Source organism: Pseudomonas sp. GW821-FHT03A09 (assembly GCF_059421065.1).
On the sequence record NZ_JBWKUX010000006.1, the window covers coordinates 326,125 to 342,434 of the forward strand.

The 16,310-nt window shown below is 56.9% G+C and carries 13 protein-coding genes, 1 tRNA gene and 1 pseudogene; 12 read left to right on the forward strand and 3 right to left on the reverse strand.

Features of this window, described 5'->3' with window-relative positions; genetic code table 11:
• Positions 1-425: 425 nt before the first annotated feature.
• Positions 426-1,241 carry a type III secretion system inner membrane ring lipoprotein SctJ gene (sctJ, locus tag AC07V4_RS14150; protein WP_492636757.1) on the forward strand — a complete coding sequence of 272 codons (816 nt, stop codon included), beginning with the start codon at positions 426-428 and terminating at the stop codon, positions 1,239-1,241.
• A gap of 563 nt (positions 1,242-1,804) precedes the next feature.
• On the opposite strand, the gene AC07V4_RS14155 is transcribed toward sctJ, so the two are convergent.
• Positions 1,805-2,053: a hypothetical protein gene (locus tag AC07V4_RS14155; protein WP_492636756.1), complete on the reverse strand. Its 249-nt coding sequence runs from the start codon at positions 2,051-2,053 to the stop codon at positions 1,805-1,807.
• On the opposite strand from AC07V4_RS14155, the gene AC07V4_RS14160 reads away from it, so the two are divergent.
• From AC07V4_RS14160 to AC07V4_RS14195, 8 genes and pseudogenes are all read left to right on the forward strand, one after another.
• The gene (locus AC07V4_RS14160; RefSeq protein ID WP_492636962.1) at positions 2,041-2,217 is read left to right on the forward strand and encodes a sigma factor-like helix-turn-helix DNA-binding protein; all 177 of its coding nucleotides are present in this window, start codon (positions 2,041-2,043) and stop codon (positions 2,215-2,217) included. The genes AC07V4_RS14155 and AC07V4_RS14160 overlap by 13 nt on opposite strands.
• 191 nt (positions 2,218-2,408) lie before the next feature.
• Positions 2,409-2,485, forward strand: a tRNA-Met gene (locus tag AC07V4_RS14165).
• Positions 2,486-2,651: 166 nt separating this feature from the next.
• Positions 2,652-3,893 (forward strand): tyrosine-type recombinase/integrase, encoded by a 1,242-nt coding sequence (locus AC07V4_RS14170; RefSeq protein ID WP_492636755.1) that lies wholly within the window; start codon positions 2,652-2,654, stop codon positions 3,891-3,893.
• Positions 3,894-4,462: 569 nt separating this feature from the next.
• On the forward strand, positions 4,463-4,780 hold the full coding sequence (gene tnpA, locus AC07V4_RS14175; protein WP_492636754.1) for an IS66-like element accessory protein TnpA: 318 nt from the start codon (positions 4,463-4,465) through the stop codon (positions 4,778-4,780).
• Complete coding sequence (gene tnpB, locus AC07V4_RS14180; protein ID WP_157815127.1) at positions 4,777-5,112, forward strand: IS66 family insertion sequence element accessory protein TnpB; 336 nt, start codon at positions 4,777-4,779, stop codon at positions 5,110-5,112. The genes tnpA and tnpB overlap by 4 nt, the downstream gene beginning before the upstream one ends.
• 62 nt (positions 5,113-5,174) lie before the next feature.
• Positions 5,175-6,167, forward strand: a pseudogene (gene tnpC, locus AC07V4_RS14185) (IS66 family transposase); the annotation flags it as partial.
• A 253-nt stretch (positions 6,168-6,420) separates the two neighbouring features.
• Positions 6,421-6,687 (forward strand): hypothetical protein, encoded by a 267-nt coding sequence (locus AC07V4_RS14190; protein WP_492636753.1) that lies wholly within the window; start codon positions 6,421-6,423, stop codon positions 6,685-6,687.
• Positions 6,688-6,804: 117 nt separating this feature from the next.
• Positions 6,805-6,975 carry a KTSC domain-containing protein gene (locus AC07V4_RS14195; protein WP_493075492.1) on the forward strand — a complete coding sequence of 57 codons (171 nt, stop codon included), beginning with the start codon at positions 6,805-6,807 and terminating at the stop codon, positions 6,973-6,975.
• Between the two features lie 199 nt (positions 6,976-7,174).
• Here AC07V4_RS14195 and AC07V4_RS14200 read toward each other — a convergent pair whose 3' ends face one another.
• The gene (locus AC07V4_RS14200) at positions 7,175-11,488 is read right to left on the reverse strand and encodes an AvrE-family type 3 secretion system effector (RefSeq protein WP_492636751.1); all 4,314 of its coding nucleotides are present in this window, start codon (positions 11,486-11,488) and stop codon (positions 7,175-7,177) included.
• 177 nt (positions 11,489-11,665) lie between these two features.
• On the opposite strand from AC07V4_RS14200, the gene AC07V4_RS14205 reads away from it, so the two are divergent.
• Genes AC07V4_RS14205 through pgeF form a run of 3 tightly spaced genes read left to right on the forward strand, consistent with a single transcriptional unit; the run spans position 11,666 to position 15,059 of the window.
• Positions 11,666-12,445 carry a PhzF family phenazine biosynthesis protein gene (locus AC07V4_RS14205; protein ID WP_492636750.1) on the forward strand — a complete coding sequence of 260 codons (780 nt, stop codon included), beginning with the start codon at positions 11,666-11,668 and terminating at the stop codon, positions 12,443-12,445.
• A 36-nt stretch (positions 12,446-12,481) separates the two neighbouring features.
• Positions 12,482-14,311: a gamma-glutamyltransferase gene (gene ggt / locus AC07V4_RS14210; RefSeq protein WP_492636749.1), complete on the forward strand. Its 1,830-nt coding sequence runs from the start codon at positions 12,482-12,484 to the stop codon at positions 14,309-14,311.
• Positions 14,312-14,333: 22 nt separating this feature from the next.
• Positions 14,334-15,059: a peptidoglycan editing factor PgeF gene (gene pgeF, locus AC07V4_RS14215; protein WP_492636961.1), complete on the forward strand. Its 726-nt coding sequence runs from the start codon at positions 14,334-14,336 to the stop codon at positions 15,057-15,059.
• 151 nt (positions 15,060-15,210) lie between these two features.
• On the opposite strand, the gene ddlA is transcribed toward pgeF, so the two are convergent.
• On the reverse strand, positions 15,211-16,305 hold the full coding sequence (gene ddlA, locus AC07V4_RS14220; RefSeq protein ID WP_492636748.1) for a D-alanine--D-alanine ligase: 1,095 nt from the start codon (positions 16,303-16,305) through the stop codon (positions 15,211-15,213).
• Between the last annotated feature and the right edge of the window lie 5 nt (positions 16,306-16,310).

A 16,310-nucleotide genomic window follows, 5' to 3' on the forward strand; every position in this document is an offset into this window, starting at 1 on the left:
GTGCATCTTGGATTAAAAGGGTGCCGACACTTCAAGCCTGCGTAAAGTACCATTGCTCACCTACCGGGGTTACCAATGCTTGTAGAAGACAATAGCTCAATAGCGCTTACCGGCCTTAAAAGCGCCGTTCAATCATCTGATCGGTCATCATCAAGTTCTGATGTTGACTTTTTTTCCTCACAACTCGAACGTCCCATTTCGACAAAGCATATGGAAGCACAATTTGAAACGACAAGTTTGCTAACGAACGCTGCAGCGGCGCTCGATACAACAAAAAACAAAGTAACGAGAGACCTCAGCAGACTTAGCAAAAGCATAGACAGGGAGGCGTTACGTAAGTACCCAAATGATCTTTCCAACGCATTGCTCATGTCGCACCTGTTCGTAAAAACTCTCGGTAAAACAACCCAGTGCATCGACAAAATATGCAACCTGCAGTAGCAAACAGACGCTTCCTGCAGTCAACGCTACTGGCTCTCACCTTTCTGCTTCTGTTGAGTGGTTGCGGTGACCGTGTCGAACTGCATCGACAACTTTCCGAGCAAGAGGCCAATGAAGTTATTGCAGAACTGGCGGACAAATATATTCGGGCTCAAAAAATACCGACCAAGGATGGTGTAACGGTAAGTGTTGACTCAAGTGACATAGGCCGAGCTGTTCGCACTCTGGAGGCTGTAGGCCTGCCCAAACTCGCTCGCGCCACACTAGGCGATACGTTTCGAAAAGAGGGCGTTATTTCTACGCCACTGGAAGAGCGCGCCCGCTACATCTACGCCTTATCCCAAGAGCTTGAAGCCACCCTGTCGAACATCGATGGTGTGATCGTTGCCCGAGTGCACGTCGTGCTTCCCGAGCGTATTGCACCAGGAGAACCGGTGCAGCCTGCATCCGCCTCGGTTTTCATCAAACACGATCCTCGCCTTGACCCCGACAATATCCGAGCCCGTGTTCGCAGAATGGTCGCAAGCAGTATTCCGGGGATGACCACCGCAGTGGACAATCCACAAAAACTTAGCGTCATATTTGTACCCGCCACGGCTTACCAGGAACAAAAGCGATTGGTCTACTTCGGACCTTTCTTAATCCCGGCCGATGACCGCAGCTTTTGGTGGACCTGCTTCGTGGGTGTGCTGGGTGGTTTGATTGTGACGGTGGCCGGTTCACTCTTCCTGTTAAACCGGCGACAGCGGCTTGCGCAGGCGATACCTGACGTAACGGCGGGTCCTGCTCATGATCATTAGCCACGCCTTATCCATGAGTGACCATCTTGCTTGGGCTCAATGGTGGGCATTTCCCTGGAAGACCGCTCACGAAAGCTGGAGATCTTTTTACCCTGAAATTGCTTTGATGCAATGCTGTGAGGCCCTGATGAAGAACGGGCTTGCAGGTGCTGCCCCCTCCTTGCCTCCTCCGCCTCAGTTTGCGGTGCTTCGGCTAGCGCTTGCCTCAACGGACCAACTCAACCTCGCGCTCAAATTGATTCAACTTACTGTCACGCCTGAATCTGCACCCTCTTTGAACGAAGGCGATGACCTATGGTGCATGAGTCTTTCCAAAGCCCTCTCACCTGACATGCTTCTGTCCCAAGATGACCCTTTGCAATTACTGTGCAATTGGATCGCGCCCACTGTCTGGCAGCGGCTTCGATTACGTTTTCCCGTTGAGCGAGTTCTCACGGTGGAAGAAAGAGCTCCCGTAGGCAATGACGACACACTGGCCGCGATATCGTCTGCCAAAGCCTTTCGCATCACCTTGAGTCCGTCGGCAAATCGTTCGCCGCCATACACACCCAGCAACGCCTGCATCATCGTCGCCAACGATTGCCGCGTGGATGACCCAACTGGCGATAAAGCTCCGCCATATGTTCGATCGGATGAACACGTATGTTCATATTCCGCTTACTCAGCGGTTGTTTATTGTTCTCCACTTCCAGGTTAAACAGATGAGCAAGCTCATCCACGCCATTAACGGGCACAGGCGTTGAGGTCTGGCTGACAGCTGGCTGATCCACGGATTGGACCGTTTGCACATCGGGATTGAATTCAACTTTCATGGACAGACCTGAACAGGAAGAGTGTTTCCCTGTGTGGCAAAACCGACGGCAGCTACCAGGACACAGCCGACGCACTGGATATTCCTATCGGCACCGTCCGCTCGCGCCTGTCACGGGCACGCGAACAGCTTAAACGTGCCACTCACAACCCGAAGTACCCTTAACGTCAGGCCACGTGTTGGGCGGCAGGGATATCTGCCCAACGCGACCCGGCTTTTCAGGTAATCGGCAGGGCGAATCGCGATCCACTCGTCGCCGGATTCGTTGATTTCGCTTAAACAGTTGAAAGCGTAGATAAAAATTAAAAATAAATGCTTGACGCATTCCCGTTCTACGCGAATAATGCGCGCCACTTGGCTACATAGCTCAGTTGGTTAGAGCATAGCATTCATAATGCTGGGGTCCGGGGTTCAAGTCCCTGTGTAGCCACCAAGTACCGATCCATAGATGTCTACAGCAGTCTATGAATCACCTCAAGAAGCCCGCCTAGTGCGGGCTTTCTTGTTTCTGGCTGTCCACCTCTATCTATCCCTATCCTTCCCCTCCGTGTATGCCCACGTGTATGCTTCATAAATAATTGAACTGAAGGCATACAAGGATGAAACGCACAGATATCAAGCGACGCCCTCTCGCTGACACGACACTTTCCAGCCTGGAGCCTGAGGCCGGGGCATACCGCGAACTAGACAGCCCAGGGCTGTATTTCAGGGTCAAGCCAAACGGCCAAAAGTCCTGGGAATTACGCTACAAGAAGCCGGACGGCAAATGGTCATGGCTTGGTCTTGGCGGCTACCCGGAAGTGGGTGGCGCTTTCGCTCGACAGAAAGCGGCTGATCTACGCTCCGACGCATCGGAAGGTAAGAACCCGATCACCTCCAAGAAAGCTCGCCAAGCCGCCGAGATCGATGCGGCCAACGACACCTTTGAAGCATTGGCAAGGGAGTGGTACACGTCTCGCCTTAGCGGCTGGGATGCTGGTACGGCCAAAAGGATACTTGGCGCACTTGAACGCCATGTATTCCCCTCGCTCGGTAAACGCCCCTACACCTCAATCATGGCGATGGAGTGGATGGAGCTATTGAGAGGGCTTGAGCGTCAGGGGATTCTGGAACAGATGAGCCGTGTGAGGGCTTACTGCAAAGATATCTATGACCTAGCTCGAGTGACCGGCAGAGCAGTCAACAATCCGTTGGAGGGTGTGCATAAATTTCTGTCCTCGGGAAAGGCAGAGAACTACGCCCACGTCTCCCCCGATGAGCTTCCAGGGTTACTCCGAGCGATACGCTCCTATCCCCACGCCAAAGATATTCAGCTTGGCCTAAGGCTGTTGACCCTGATGGCTGTACGCCCCAGCGAACTCCGAGAAGCACACTGGGTAGAGTTCGATTTCGACAAGAGGCTGTGGACTGTTCCAGTCGAGCGCAAGGGTCGCAAGAAAGGTCGTGAGCATCTGGTGCCACTATGCATTCAAGCAGTGGAAGCACTATTAGAGCTTCGGCAAATAACCGGCGCTTACCCACTTCTGTTTCCAGGTAGAAGCGACCGCACTAAACCCCGCAGCGATACCGTATTCCTAATGGCACTCAGACGCCTTGGTTACGAGGGCCGCCAGACCGGCCATGGCTTCCGCCACATCGCCAGCACGATCCTCAACGAGCACGGATATCCAGCTGACCATATCGAGGCCCAACTCAGCCACAAGGCGCAAGGTGTTCGAGGGATTTACAACAAGGCTCAGTACCTTGAGCAACGCACACAGATGATGCAGTGGTACGCCGATCATCTCGATTCCCTAGAAGCCGGGAATGTAGTGCAAGGTCAATTTGGGAAGGCAGTGTGAGAGCACTTACCCTGCCCCCTCTAAATCCGGTGTAACGCGTGTTACTCGTGTAACGCCACTCGTCAAGTGCCCGGATTCATTGGCTTTCACGCCCGTTACATAGTTGAACGACATAGCGTACATCCGATGTAACGCTGCCCCAACGTGTAACGCAAAAGCCAGCGCTCAGGTGCTGCGGGCAGACGCTTTTCGCCCGAGCTACCAAGCGACCCTCGCTGGCTTTGCCCTTCAAGCGCAGGGCGTGGGACTTTCGGTTACACAGCGCCTGAGACACTTGGCAATGACTGACCGCCAAACCATATTGCATTCGGCGCTAGCAGCGGCCTGCTCAAATATCTCTCAACGCAACCGCTGTATGATCTCTGCCGTGCACAGGTGCTGACGTCTGCCACCTGATCGACCAGTGCTAGCTGCGCAATTACTAAACCGCCGCGTTCACCCTACATTGACCCCATATTGACCATACATTGTAAGGGGCCGGTGAACACACCTTCCGAACTCCATCATTAAGGACGATGGTGTCCGCGTATTTTTAAGCGGACGCTATAGCCCTTAACGTCAGGAATTCCATGCGCCAACGAAGCTCTTATCCCAAATCGTTCAAAGCCCAGGTTGTTCAGGAATGCCTGCAACCAGGCGCGACCATCTCCGGCGTCGCCATCAGCCATGGCATCAACGCCAACGTAATTCGAAAGTGGATGCCGCTGTACCGGGATCAGCCGCCAGCGGTGCTACCTGTTTTTATTCCAGTGAAATCTACGCCAAAGCGGCCGACTGAAACGGCGGCGGTCATCGATCTGCCGTTTGGCGATCAATCGATCACAGTGAAATGGCCAACTTCTGATCCTGAAGGATGCGCCCGCTTTGTCCGTGGGCTCACACAATGATTCGCATCGATGCCATCTGGCTCGCCACCGAACCCATGGACATGCGTGCTGGCACTGAAACAGCGCTGGCCAGAGTGATTGGGGTGTTCGGTGCGGCGAAGCCGCACTGCGCTTATCTGTTTGCCAATCGTCGCGCTACCCGCATGAAAGTTCTGGTGCATGACGGGATTGGCGTCTGGCTGGCTGCACGTCGGTTGAACCAAGGTAAATTTCATTGGCCTGGTATTCGACAAGGCTGTGAAATGGAGCTGGATAACGAGCAACTTCAGGCCTTGGTGCTCGGTTTACCTTGGCAAAGGGTTGGAGCTGGTGGCGCAATCACACTGCTTTAAAAGGCTGTAATTAGCGCCTTGGCTTACTGCCTCAAGCGACCTGCTTTGGTAAAATCCAGGGCATGACTTCCTCGCCCAATATCGATCACATGACCCCCGACCAACTGCGTGCACTCGCTGCGCAGTTGCTGTCGCAGGTCGACACGATGGGCAAGAAGATCCAGCGGATCGAAACGGTCAACGAACAGCTCACCCACGAAATCGCACTGCTCAAACGGCACAAGTTCGCCAAGCGCAGCGAGCAACTTAGCCCTGATCAGGGCAGCCTGCTCGACGACCTGCTTGATACTGATATCGCAGCAATCGAGGCTGAGTTAAAGGCGGTCAACCCGCCTGCGGCACCGGCCGAACCGCGTCAGCAGCCCAAGCGTGCACCGTTGCCACCGCAGTTTCCACGCACGGTGATCCGCCACGAACCTGAGAACACCCAGTGCGCGTGCGGCTGCCAGCTACAGCGCGTCGGCGAAGACGTCAGCGAGAAGTTGGATTACACGCCGGGCGTGTTCACGGTCGAGCAACACGTACGTGGAAAATGGGTCTGCCGCGAGTGTGAAACGCTTATCCAGGCACCAGTGCCGGCGCAAGTGATCGACAAAGGCATCCCGACCGCAGGCCTGTTGGCTCATGTGATGGTGGCCAAGTTCGCTGACCATTTGCCGCTGTATCGGCAAGAGAAAATCTTTGGCCGTGCCGGCCTGGCTATTGCTCGCTCGACACTGGCGCAATGGGTCGGCCAAACCGGCGTGCAGCTCCAGCCGCTGGTCGATGCGTTACGCGAAACGGTACTTGCCCAAGGCGTGATCCACGCTGACGAAACGCCAGTGCAGATGCTCGCGCCGGGCCAGAAGAAGACCCATCGTGCCTACGTTTGGGCCTACTGCACTACGCCGTTTTCAGCGCTCAAGGCAGTGGTTTATGACTTCAGCCCGAGCCGTGCGGGCGAACATGCGCGTAACTTCCTTGGCCAGTGGAATGGCAAGTTGGTGTGCGACGATTTCGCTGGCTACAAAGCAAGCTTCCAGCAAGGCATCACTGAAATCGGCTGCATGGCGCATGGGCTCCAAAGTTAGTTGACTGGTTGACCGAGTTGACCAGGACAATCGTTCACTATCCTGAACGAAACCAATGACCGTTACAGATCCGGTAAGGATGCCCTTTTCTCTTCAAGATCCTTTCAATTTCAACGTTGAAATTTCAGTAAGCTGGTGCGGCTGCCGCTACCACGATCCCGCGGGTTTCATGCCCCGTATACTCAGGATATCGACAGGGTCCCCAGCACCTTTTTCTGCCGCCCACCCGAGATATCAGATGAGTAACCTTCAGAAGCTGATCGTAAATGCCCGAGCCGGCTTGGCTCTCCACGAAAAAATCTCTGATGACGACTGGCAGGCAATCGCTAGGCAATGCGGTGCCGCTGAAGTCGAAGAAATCGAACAGCGTATCGTCAGTTTACGAGCTGAGTTAGAGACGGTTGAGGAGTGGGACGGGGATACGCTAGATGAGATACACGTCGCGATTTACCGCTTCACCCAATTACTGAGGTTAGCGAAAGCACGGTCTCCCAGCGGGTTTTAGACCTCTGAAGCAAACACCCGGCGGATTGGCTTATTATCGAGTGATCGAGCTACCAATCTGGAGCTCGTCGCTGCTAGGGAAAGTGATATGGATATGGTTGCTGTTCGATCTGATGCAATGACCTCTGTTGGCTACGATGCTGCCACCAAGAGAATGAGAATCCGCTTTCAGCAAGGGCATTCCTACGACTTCTGTAACGTCCCCCCGACGGTCCACCAAGGGTTGATGTCAGCTAGCTCAAAGGGCTCTTACTACAACCGGTACATTCGTGATCGCTACCAATGCTGAGGGCATGGTTGAGAGGTAGCAAGGAGGGGCATGTATGCCCACATGTATGCCTAACCCACAATAGACCAACAAAACCTATATATAACAGTACTATACAGACCCAGTTCAAATGACTGTGTACCACCAAGTACTAAAAACGGCTTACCGAAAGGTAGGCCGTTTTTTTATGCCTTGTGAAAAGTACAAGGGTCGTTGCGGTTCAGGTCGTTGGCTGGGCCTGCGTTCTCACTCGCAGGTCTCCCAAGTCAATGGTCAGATCATGCCTGGGCAGACTGCCCAGAGTATCGTTCAGGTTCATTCGCAACGGCTTATCGGCGTCCACGCCGTATTCAAGATAAGCATTGACGCGCTTTTGAGTGTGGCTCAGCCCGGCGCTACTGGAAAAACTGAGATTCGTCATGGCCGGTATCGACATGCCATGGGACTGGGTAGCGGTGTAGCTCAGGCTCATGTTTTTAACACGCAGGTTGTTACGATCACTCAGCGCCTGCCTGATCAGTGGCTCGGCACTTTCACCAGCAAGATGGCTACGCCCTATTGCATGCAGGACCTGTGGTTTGAGCTCCATACCCAGCGTCACAGAGGTGCCCTCTCCCTGCTGCAACTGATTGAGCACTTGGGAGAACTGAGGGTCATCCTTCAGCCACTGTTCAATCGCTGCTTTGTTGGCCGGAGCCACATCATCCAGCCAGGCATGGTACCCATCGTCCCGCAACCCCACACGTGTGACGGAAGATTCGACCGACGCCAGTTGGCGCAACCCGCTGTTCATCAAGTCCTGTTGGTCGATCAACTTGTCCAGTGACTGGCTGATGGTGTGATAGGCGTCCGACTTCGTCGCCACGGGGGGATGATTCGCGAAAAACCTTCGCAACGTGGCCAGCTGTTGATCCACCGTATTCCCCGACAGCTCAGTTGCAGCCATATCCCGCCTGAAAGCTGGCGAGTAAAGCGACACGCTGCGTTTAAGATCATCAATCTGCGACTGAGTCACCGGTTGCGGATGCTTGAACGAAAAGCTGTAGGCCTGTGATTGCCCACGATCAAACTTCACCATGACCGACAGCTCCGGCAATGCAAACATCGCCATGCTGGGCCCGCCGCTTTCGACCCTGCCCAACGCCAATACGTTGAACGGCGCAACATTGGCACCCACACCGCCCTGCCTGAAGAGCTGCGCACTGCTCGCCGCGCCGTGGCTGATGCCGGTTGCAGTGCGCTTGGAAGACTGGCTCTTATCTATGTGCGCAAGATTGAGATTAGCCACCCCACCGATACCGGCGCGAATCACCGAGTCCAGTTCAGCGATGTTTTCTTGTGGGCTGTACATCATGCGCAATTGCGCAAGTGCATCCAGATTGAAATCGCCACTGAGCTTCAAACTTTTGCCAGCCGCGTGCCCGTCACCCAGCGCCAACAGATCGCAGACAGTACCGCTCTCGCCAGTAAGGATCGACATCATCTTGCCAAAGTCTGCCTCTTTTACGTCAAAGCCGATGCTTGACCCGGTGTTTTTTGCAATCGCCGCAGTCAACTCGGCCGCAACCCTCAAGCCTGGCCCCAACGCCCCCGATCCCCGTCCCAGCGTGACACCAGACCCCACCGAACCGGCCAGACGCCGCATATCATCGGTACTGATCTCAACCCTGGCGCCCGTGTCAGTACGGCTGATACTCACGCCATGGGTGTGGGACTTGGAGGCCCCCAAGAAAAATTCCACCGGGGCCACCGGCTTTATCTCCGTCACCATCAACCCCAGGCTTTTACCTTGGCTTCGGCTAGGCGCAAGGGTCTGGCCGCTGCTCAGGTGCTGTACCTGCTGAGTCATTGCCTCCTTGATGGAGACATCGGTGGGCAACCCCAACAGGCCCGAAAGATGCCAGTGAAGGGCGGAGCCTGGTGTGCCAAGGTCCTTGGCCAACAACTTGAAGTTGCCATACAACGATTCCGCCTGATCGTAATTGGCGAGACCTTGGCTGGCTAACGTATGCACGGGACTGTCTTTAAACGCTTTCATGACGTCATGCAGCGACGTTTCTATGCGCGCCAAAGCACTTGGACTATGGCCTGACGTACCGTCAAGCGCTTGTACCAAATCAGTCAATTGCTTGAGCGTGCTCGCGTGATGAATCAGGTCGCCTTCGATAAGCGCCGAGGGGTGATCGAGATCCCGTTTGCGTTCGGGCTTCCAGGTGGGAAGTACCAGGTCCTGCCCCTCAAAATTGGCCAACAGCGCAGCGGTCGTTTTTTCCGCCGAGGGGGAAACTCTCTTGAACGCCTCGTACAGTTGATGCAACGTCGAGTCAGGGTTAATCGACGCCCTGCTCAACGTGGGCCTGGGGTCAAACGCCACCCCGTGTGTATCCCCCAAGCGGCGTGCGCTGGACTGGCTACTGTCCTCTACCTCGGTCAGCGCGGTGCGGATCTCTTTTGCCAACGCCTGTCGCAGGCCGGCTTCGCTCAAGACGCTTAACCGAGCTCCCAAGTCAGCAGGAATCGGCTTGCTCTGCGCCAGAGGCTTGAGCTGTTCGTGCAGGCGTTTATCGTCTGCGTAGATGCCCTCCAAACCCTGTCGGCCCGTGAAATGGTGCTGAACATCCTTCGCCTTTTGGCCAAGGGCCTCCAAGGGATGGAAGTGCGCTTTGATCCCCTGGAAAAAATCGCGTTTGAGCGGTATCCCCTCCCGGGACTGCCCCATGACATTACTGCCCACCGTCAGCGCACCACCCGGAAACTGTGCACGTACCTGCATGCCCGCCAACTTATCAGCCAGTAACGGCACCTCGGCTGCCGCCTGCACCGGCCCCCACTCTAGCGTGGTGGTAGTGGCATTCTCCAATCGATGGAACTGCTTACCCCACCCAGCAATCAGGTGCTTGTCGGCCCCCATCCGCAAGGACTCCAAAGGTTGGCGATCCGGTAGTTCAACCTTGCTCCAGTTTTTCGCGCCCCCAGAATTGCCCTGCCAGACCTGACGATCCGCTCTGAACAATTCGCCACCCTGGGTGTGTGCATAAAGATTGCCCACGTGATCCAGGGCGAGTGTCTTTATGTCAATCGAGGGTGACAGTTGCAACGGCTTGACCTGCCCGTCCTGATGAACCTGAAGTTGGTTACCCTGATCGACGGTCACAAAATTGCGGCCATCCGCTACAGCAAATCCGGTAATGCCCTTATCGCAACTCCCTGCAAGCACTTCGCCAAAGGACACCTGCGGGCGTGGCGCGGGAAGCGCGGCCAGATCATGGCTGGCGCCCTCAAACAGCGGGTCGCGTACCTTACTGATGACCACTGCCTTCAACTGTCCTTCTTGCAGCACATAGGCGCGACCGTCCAGGCCGCGCTCCAGATGGTCGATACCGGGTTGCCCAGCGTTTCCCCAACGTTGTGTCACCGCATCCCAGGTCAACAAGGTGCCTGCATCCAGTGCAACCTTGCCCCGTTCGCCCAGATCAACCGCCGCCGACAACGCCTGTAAACCAGGAAGTGGCAACCCCTTCTCGATGCCCTTGACCAGCACGTCACTGAGGTTCCATTGCGGGCGTAGCGCGTTGTTGTCTCCCAAAGGCACGCTGTGCGATTGCTCACGCACATCGCGAACCTGGGCATTGAGTTGCCCCGCATCATCATGAAAAAAACCCTCCACACGGACCGCCCCCTTCAACGACTGCTCAAGCGAATCGACCGATTGCCGGACCATCGGCAGCGTGTGGTCCCGCACCAGGCGCAAGTCAGCGCAAACCAGTTCCCCGTCCGCAGTCGCGCCATACAGCGTGCTTCCCGAAAGACCGATACGCGTGAGTTGCACAGGCAAACCCGCCTCGTCGACCGGTCGCACTGTCTGTGTGTCAGCTCCCTGAAGATGCACAAAAGACCCCTCTTGAGCCTGGCTCAGCAGCACCGTGGTTCGACCTTGCGCACTGCTGTCAACAAACCCCTCGGGCGTCTTCAGCAATTGCCCTTCGTTCGTCAGGCCAATGCGACTGAATGCACGGGTATCCGCGTCGGGCATCCAGGACAACGTGAGGGGTTCAAAGCGAAACAGTCGCCCGCTCTCTAGGCGAAACTGCTGCCCCTCTGCTGTCGTCTGAACCGCACTGACGCTCCCCACATGCGCACGCCCCGGACTGTCGCTCGCGTCGCCGGCGGTATCAGACAGGCTGCTTTTGAACACCGCCGCGACAGCCGGTGTGGACTGAATATGAAACAGATATTGACGCTCATCCTTCATCCGCAATGCATGACTGCCAGCTGCAAAAGGACCATCGGCCACAAAGTGTTTGTTCGGCAGGTTGAGGTGGCTAGCGATATCACGTCCTGCAAGTGTCGTATCAACCTGCACCTTGCCATCCTTGAGACAAGCGTCGAACTGCATCGAGGTCGGTTGCAGCGTTTGATAGTGGGTCAACGACACGGCCGGCAACAATGGCGGGCTTTTTTCGTGGCGCCAACTCGTCAACCCGTTACTAGGGTCGCTCTGTACCTTGAGAAGAGGATCTAATTTTGTACGCATGGTCTCGCTCCCAGACAGAATCAATTACAACTGCCTAGTGGGCACCTGCCTTTTCCAGTTCCGCCCCTGCTTAATTACAACTGTTACTTCATGCGCTCAAAAAAAACGCGCATCTGTATTTTGACGCTCGTTTGACCCGCTGTTAGTGTCCGACTCCCCCCACACGGAGTGCTCTCGATGAAACTGGATATCTTTCAAGTCGATGCTTTCAGCCAATCCGTCTTTGGCGGCAATCCAGCGGCCGTTTGTCCGCTTACCGAATGGTTGAGCGATGAGCAACTGCAGAACATCGCAGCGGAAAACAACCTCTCCGAAACTGCCTACTTTGTGCCCCGTGGTGAGTTCTACGAGTTGCGATGGTTCACCCCGGAGGTCGAAGTGGACCTGTGCGGCCATGCCACGCTGGCGGCGGCGTGGGTATTGATTAATAAGTTACCGGGAGCGCCTGAAGTGTTGCGCTTTGCCACCCGCAGCGGCGAGTTGCGCGTCACGCGCAATGGCGATGAACTGGCGATGGACTTCCCGACCAAGCAACCCGAACGTTGCGAACCGCCCGTCGGGATGTTGAACGCGCTGGGGATTGAGCACGCCGAGGTGTATGCCACCGATGACTACATCGTGTTGCTGGACAACGAAGCCCAAGTCGCCGCCCTCAAACCAGACTTCGCCCGTCTCAAAGGCCTGCCCAAACGCGGGATTGCGGTAACGGCCAAAAGCGCGCGGTTTGATTTCATTTCCCGCTGGTTCGGCCCGAACGTGGGCGTCAATGAAGACCCGGTCACCGGCTCCGCGCACACCTCGCTCACGCCGTTCTGGGCCAAGCGCCTGGGCAAGTCACAATTGGCTGCCGAGCAGGGTGGCGAGCGTCGCGGGCAACTGCGCTGTGAGCTCAAGGGCGACCGCGTGATTATCGCCGGTCACGCAGTGCTCTACCTGCAAGGCACGATTTACCTGTAAAAAGTACGACACCAAGGACAACAGATCATTCTCACAATGAACGGAGTTCAACGCGTGTTTCCGATTTCCCGCCGTCAACTGTCGATGATAGCCGCAGCCCTCGCCCTGGCCGGCTGTCACACCCAAATCACTGAACAACCTCCCGCACCGGAATTGGGTTCGGGTTACCGAACCGACCTTACCCCCCAACACGCCGAACGCCATATGGCCGCCGCCGCCAACCCACTGGCGGCCGAAGCCGGGCGCGAGATATTGCGTATGGGCGGCTCGGCCATCGATGCGGCGATTGCGATGCAGGCGGTGTTGACCCTAGTGGAGCCGCAGTCATCCGGCATCGGCGGCGGTGCGTTCATCATGCTCTGGGACGGGAAAACCGTGCACGCGTATGACGGTCGTGAAACGGCGCCGGCCGGGGCGACCGAACGATTGTTCTTGAAGGCCGACGGCACACCCATGGCATTCCCCGAAGCGCAGATCGGTGGACGTTCGGTTGGTACGCCGGGAGTCTTGCGTGCCCTGGAAATGGCACACAAGAAAACCGGTCACCTGCAATGGGCCAGGTTGTTCGAGCCGGCCATTCGATTGGCGGAGCAAGGCTTTGCGATTTCCCCACGCCTGCACGCGCTGATTGCCGCCGACCGCTACATCCCGCAGTCGCCGGATATGGCGGCCTATTTTCTGAATGCCGATGGCACACCTAAAGCCACTGGCACGCTGTTGAAGAACCCGGCGCTGGCTGCCGTATTCAAGCGCATTGCCAAAGAAGGACCGGACGCGCTGTACCAGGGGCCGATTGCCGATGAGATCGCGCGCAAGGTCCAGGTCAATCGCAATGCGGGCAGCCTGTCGCAGGCTGACCTCAAGGGCTACGCAGCCAAGGAACGCACACCGCTGTGCACCGACTACAAGCAGTACCGGGTGTGCGGCATGCCACCGCCATCGTCAGGCGGGATTGCTGTAGCGCAAATCCTCGGTACGTTGCAGGCCGTGGAAGCCCGCGACCCGCGCCTGGCCATAGCGCCGATGAAACCCGTGAAAAGCACCTCGCCTGCCGGACTTGAACCCACCCCCGAAGCCGTGCACCTGATCGCTGAAGCCGGTCGCCTGGCCTTTGCCGACCGCGCACTTTACGTGGCCGACTCAGACTTCACACCCGTCCCCCTCGCGGGCCTCGTCGCACCGAACTACCTGGCACAACGCGCCACACTGATCGGTGAACGCAGCATGGGTATCGCCAAACCGGGCCAACCATCGGGCATCCAGGTGGCGTACGCGCCGGACCGCTCGCCGCTGCGTATTTCCACCTCCCAAGTGGTGGCGGTGGATGACCTGGGCGGTGCCGTGTCGATGACCACCACCGTGGAAGCGGCGTTCGGCTCCCATGTGATGGTCCAGGGCTTTTTGCTGAACAACCAGATGACTGACTTCTCGTTTATCCCGCAAGAAAACGGCCAGCCGGTGGCCAACCGCGTCGAGCCCGGTAAACGCCCGCGCTCGGCCATGGCACCGACCTTGGTGTTCGACCGTAAGAGCGGCGAGTTGCTGGCTACCGTGGGTTCGCCGGGCGGCTCACAGATCATCGAGTACGTGAGCAAATCCCTAGTGGCCATGCTCGACTGGAACCTCGACCCGCAAACCGCCATCAGCTTGCCCAATTTCGGCAGCCGCAATGGCGCGACCGAACTGGAAGCCGGTCTGTTCAGCCCCGGATTGAAACAAGCGTTGAAGGACAAAGGCCACGCACTGAGCGAGATCGATATGACCAGCGGCATCCAGGCCATCGTGCGTACGCGGGACGCCCAGGGCAAGGTGTCGCTAAGCGGTGGCGCGGACCCTCGGCGTGAAGGCGAAGCCCTCGGCGATTAAACATTTCCAGCGGAGAACGCTTGTGCAGCAGGCAGACACTCTCGGCGCCATCCCTGGCGTCGACCATGGTTTTTGTTCGATCGATGATCAGCTGCGCCCGGCAGATGTGTTCATCTGCAAGCAGGTTCACAGTGCGTCGGTCGTCAAATGGCAGGCCGACCAGGTGAGCAACACGGTCGAAGCGGATGGTGTGTTCACCCGCGAACAGCAGCCGATTGCGGTGATCACGGCCGATTGCCTGCCTATTCTCTTTGCTGCCAAAAACGGCGAAATGGTTGCAGCCGTACATGGCGGCTGGAAAGGCCTGCAAAGCGGGATCATCGCCAACGCCGTACAACGTTTTGCCGATGAGGGCATTACCGTGGATCAACTGCGGGTGGCCATCGGACCATCGATCAAACCTTGTTGTTATGAGGTCAGCGAGGAATTCATCGCACAATTTCAGGCAGACCAAGGCCACCTGTGGCGCGATGAACAGGCGCCGTGGAGTGTCGAACAACCAGCGCCGTTGCTGTCACCCGAGATTGCACCACCCCATGCCACGCAAGCGGGAAGTGCCTGGTTCGATTTGAGTGGGTATGGGCTGATATTGCTGCAAGCGGCGGGCGTTCGACGGGAGCATATCGAGGTGAGTGAGGTATGCACTTACTGCACATCACCGACGTTCGCGAGCTACCGCCGAAGGACTCATCACGCGCAGGAACCAAAGACGCTGATCTACTCTTGGATCACCCGCACGCCCCTGTAGTGAGCGGGCTTGCCCCGCGCTGGGTGGCGAAGCCGCCCTAAAACCAGCTACCGCGCTCCACCTGACACAACACGGCGGTCTTATTGGAACGGTTTCTCCGCCCAGCGCGGGGCAAGCCCGCTCACTACAAAACATCCCGCCGGCTGATCAATCAACGATTGATCTTCAGCCCTTTACGCCCTGCATGCTTTTCCAACGCCAGCTCGATCAAGCGGCTCACCAACTCGCTGTAACTCATCCCTGCCGCCTGCCACAGCTTGGGGTACATGCTGATGCGGGTGAAACCGGGTAGCGAGTTGATTTCATTGATCAGTACTTCACCGTCCTCGGTGAGAAACACATCGACCCGGGCCAGTCCCGAGCAGCCCAACACCTCGAATGCTTCGATAGCCAACTGGCGAATACGCTCGCTGGCTTCATCGCTGATATCAGCCGGCACCACCACTTGGGCGGCCTGGGCGTCGATGTATTTGCTGTCGTAGGAGTAGAAACCGTTGCTCACCACAATCTCGCCACAGCCGCTGGCGATGGGATTGTCATTGCCTAACACGGCGCACTCGATTTCGCGGCCTTGAACGGCGGACTCCACCAACACTTTCTCATCAAAATCCAAGGCGAGTTCAACGGCGGCGTGGTACTCGGTTTCGCTGGCGACTTTGCTCACACCCACCGAAGAACCCTGGTTTGCAGGTTTGACGAACATTGGCAAGCCGAGCTTTTTCACCGCTGTGTCAAAGGACGTGCGCGCCGCATTGCGACGGGTCAGGGTGATAAACGGCGTGACAGCAATGCCTGCATCACGCAGCAAGCGTTTGCTGACGTCCTTGTCCATGCACACTGCGGAGCCGAGGACATCGGAGCCGACGAAAGGCAGGTCGGCCATGCGCAACAAACCTTGCAGGCAGCCGTCCTCGCCGAGGGTGCCGTGGACGATGGGAAAGATCACGTCGATGTGTTCCAGCGGCCCCTGCCCGGAAGTTTCTACCACTTGCTGGCCGGCCTTGCCTGGCACCACCGCCAACTCACGGTTGGACTGGTTAAGGGCGATCAGCGCCGGATTTTCCTGGTTGATCAGGAAGTTCGAAGTGTCATTGAGGTGCCAGTGGCCGGCCTTGTCGATACCGATCAGGACCGGCTCGAAGCGCGTGCGGTCCAGGGCGTCGACGATATTGCGCGCCGATTGCAGCGAGACTTCGTGCTCGGCCGAACGGCCACCAAAAATAATACCTACCCGCACCTTGCTCATGACCC

Bases quoted from the DNA above. Each gene is read 5' to 3' on its own strand.
- sctJ (WP_492636757.1), top strand. From the start codon at position 426: ATGCAACCTGCAGTAGCAAACAGACGCTTCCTGCAGTCAACGCTACTG.
- AC07V4_RS14155 (WP_492636756.1), bottom strand. From the start codon at position 2,053: ATGAAAGTTGAATTCAATCCCGATGTGCAAACGGTCCAATCCGTGGAT.
- AC07V4_RS14170 (WP_492636755.1), top strand. From the start codon at position 2,652: ATGAAACGCACAGATATCAAGCGACGCCCTCTCGCTGACACGACACTT.
- tnpA (WP_492636754.1), top strand. From the start codon at position 4,463: ATGCGCCAACGAAGCTCTTATCCCAAATCGTTCAAAGCCCAGGTTGTT.
- tnpB (WP_157815127.1), top strand. From the start codon at position 4,777: ATGATTCGCATCGATGCCATCTGGCTCGCCACCGAACCCATGGACATG.
- AC07V4_RS14190 (WP_492636753.1), top strand. From the start codon at position 6,421: ATGAGTAACCTTCAGAAGCTGATCGTAAATGCCCGAGCCGGCTTGGCT.
- AC07V4_RS14195 (WP_493075492.1), top strand. From the start codon at position 6,805: ATGACCTCTGTTGGCTACGATGCTGCCACCAAGAGAATGAGAATCCGC.
- AC07V4_RS14200 (WP_492636751.1), bottom strand. From the start codon at position 11,488: ATGCGTACAAAATTAGATCCTCTTCTCAAGGTACAGAGCGACCCTAGT.
- AC07V4_RS14205 (WP_492636750.1), top strand. From the start codon at position 11,666: ATGAAACTGGATATCTTTCAAGTCGATGCTTTCAGCCAATCCGTCTTT.
- ggt (WP_492636749.1), top strand. From the start codon at position 12,482: ATGAACGGAGTTCAACGCGTGTTTCCGATTTCCCGCCGTCAACTGTCG.
- ddlA (WP_492636748.1), bottom strand. From the start codon at position 16,305: ATGAGCAAGGTGCGGGTAGGTATTATTTTTGGTGGCCGTTCGGCCGAG.